The organism is Actinoplanes sp. NPDC051633, from assembly GCF_040681735.1.
GTDB lineage: Bacteria > Actinomycetota > Actinomycetes > Mycobacteriales > Micromonosporaceae > Actinoplanes.
Genome location: NZ_JBFAZH010001077.1, coordinates 1 through 2,628 on the forward strand (window position 1 = coordinate 1; position 2,628 = coordinate 2,628).

Annotated in this window: 2 protein-coding genes; one reads left to right on the forward strand and one right to left on the reverse strand. The window is 73.0% G+C overall.

Going from position 1 to position 2,628, the window contains the following annotated elements; genetic code table 11:
• Window positions 1-80 precede the first annotated feature (80 nt).
• A complete protein-coding gene (locus tag AB0M20_RS37135; RefSeq protein WP_364305436.1) occupies window positions 81-1,031 on the forward strand; it encodes an anti-sigma factor RsbA family regulatory protein in 951 nt (316 codons plus the stop codon).
• Between the two features lie 15 nt (window positions 1,032-1,046).
• Here AB0M20_RS37135 and AB0M20_RS37140 read toward each other — a convergent pair.
• Window positions 1,047-2,628 (reverse strand): dihydroxy-acid dehydratase (locus AB0M20_RS37140; protein ID WP_364305438.1); only part of this gene is annotated, 1,582 nt, incomplete at its 5' end.

Sequence of the window (2,628 nt, forward strand, 5' to 3'; positions counted from 1 at the left end):
TGGCAAAAAGCTCTTCAAGTTGATTACAAACCAGTCGCAAATATCAAAGCAATTAAGCCGATGCGGGTGGAGGCGGCCGCGTGAGGACCGGATCCGCCGCCGGTCACCGCGGCTACTTCCACGAGGCCGTCCACTATTCGTCGGACGAGGAGCTGCTCGCCGTCCTCGTCCCGTTCCTGACGGGCGGGCCCGCGGCGGGCGAGCCGACCCTGGTCTCGCTGGGTGCGCGCAACGCCGAGCTGGTGCGCTCGGCGCTGCCGAGGGGCACGGCGGTGGAGTTCACGGGCGGTGGCGACATGTACGCGCGCCCGGCCGCGGCGATCCGCTCCTACCGCCGGCTGCTCGCCGATCACGTGCGGGCCGGTGCGCGGCAGATCCGGATCGTCGGCGAGCTGCCGGCCGACGTGTTCGGCCCGGCTTGGTACAGCTGGGCGCGGTACGAGTCGGCGATCAACCACGCGTACGACGACTTCCCGCTGTGGAGCATGTGCGCGTACGACCGGCGCACCACGCCGCCGCCGATGCTGGCCGACGTGGCGCGTACCCACCCGCGCGAGGCCCGGCCGGACGGCACCCACCCGGCGCTCGCGGCGTACGTCCCGCCCGAGGAGTTCCTTTCCGAGCTGCGCCCGGTTCCGCCCGACCCGCTGCAGCTCACGCCGCCGTCGGCCGACCTCGCCGACCCGGTGCCCGGCCGGGCCCGCGACGCCGTCCGGGCGGCCGACCGCGGGCAGGTCCGGCCGGAGGAGGCCGAGGACCTGGTGGTCGCGATCAGCGAAGCGGTCACCAACGCGATGCTGCACGGGCGGCCGCCGGTGCGGGTGCGGGTCTGGGCCGGCCCCGACCGCATCGTGGCGGAGGTCGCGGACGCCGGCCAGGGCCCGAAGGACCCCTTCACGGGCCTGCTGCCGAGCGACACCACCGAGCCGGGTGGCCGGGGCCTGTGGATCGTCCACCAGTCCGTCAGCCACGTCGTGATGGCCCGCGACGGCGGTTTCGCCCTGCGCCTGACCGCCGGCGTGCCCCACTAGCCGGTTTCAGGCCGGTCAGTGGGACTCGCGCGAGACCTGGTCTCCGCTCGAGCCGATCAGGAAGTCGCAGTCCGCGCCGGTGTCCGCGCCCAGCACCGTGTCGACGTAGAGCTTCTCCCAGCCGCGGCTAGGGCGGGCCAGGGCGTCCAGCATCGCCTGCGCGGGTGGCCGGGCCTCGAGCTCGCCCTCGGGCAGGTCGACGTCGATGCGGCGGGCCGGCACGTCCAGCACGATCCAGTCGCCGGTGCGCACCTTCGCCAGCGGGCCGCCCGACGCGCCCTCCGGCGCCACGTGCAGGACCACCGTGCCGTACGCCGTCCCGCTCATCCGCCCGTCACACACCCGGACCATGTCCCGCACGCCCTGCCGCAGAAGCTTCGACGGCAGCGGCATGTTGGACACCTCCGGCATGCCCGGATATCCCTTGGGCCCGCAGCCGCGCAGCACCAGCACGGTGTCCGCGTCGACGTCCAGATCGGGGTCGTCGATGCGCGCGTGGAAGTCCTCGATCGAGTCGAAGACCAGCGCCCGTCCGCGATGCCGCAGCAGACGCGGCGACGCGGCGGACGGCTTGATGATCGCGCCGTCCGGGGCCAGGTTGCCGCGCAGCGCGGCGATCCCGCCGCTGGACAGCAGCGGCTCGGCGCGGCTGCGGATCACCTCGGTGTCCCAGATCTGCGCGCCGGTCAGCGACTTGACGAACGGCTCGCCGGTGACGCTGATCGCGTCGTGGTCGAGCAGGTCATCCACCTCGGCCAGCACGGCCGCCAGACCGCCGGCCCGGAAGAGGTCCTCCATCAGGTAGCGGCCGGAGGGCTGCAGGTCGACCAGGAACGGCACTGAAGCGGCGATCCGGTCGAAGTCATCCAGGTTCAGTGGCACGCCCAGCCGACCGGCGATGGCGAGCAGGTGCACGACGGCGTTGGACGAGCCGCCGATCGCGGCGAGGGCGACGATCGCGTTGTGGAAGGAGCCGCGGGTGATCACCTCGCTGGGCCGGCGCCCGGCGGCGACCATCTCGACGATCAGCCGGCCGGTCTCGTGCGAGCGGGTGAGCAGCCGGCTGTCCGCGGCCGGGGTGCCGGCCGTGCCCGGCAGCGTGGTGCCGAGCGCCTCGGCGAGCAGGCCCATGGTCGACGCGGTGCCCATCGTGTTGCAGTGGCCGCGGCTGCGGATCATCGACGACTCGGAGTTCATGAACTCCTCCTCCGAGAGCGTGCCCGCTCGTACCTCCTCGGAGAGCCGCCACACGTCGGTGCCGCAGCCGAGCGGCACCCCGCGGAAGGTGCCGGTGAGCATCGGCCCGCCGGGCACGACGACGGCCGGCAGGTCCACCGACGCGGCGGCCATGAGCAGTGACGGGATGGTCTTGTCGCAGCCGCCGAGCAGCACGACGCCGTCGATCGGGTTGGCCCGCAGCATCTCCTCGATCGACATCGCGGCCAGGTTGCGCCAGAGCATCGCGGTCGGGCGGACCTGGGTCTCGCCCAGGGACACGACGGGCAGGTTGAGCGGCACCCCACCGGCCGCCCACACGCCCGCCTTGACACTGGCCGCCACCTCGTCGAGGTGGGCGTTGCACGGGGTCAGATCGGAG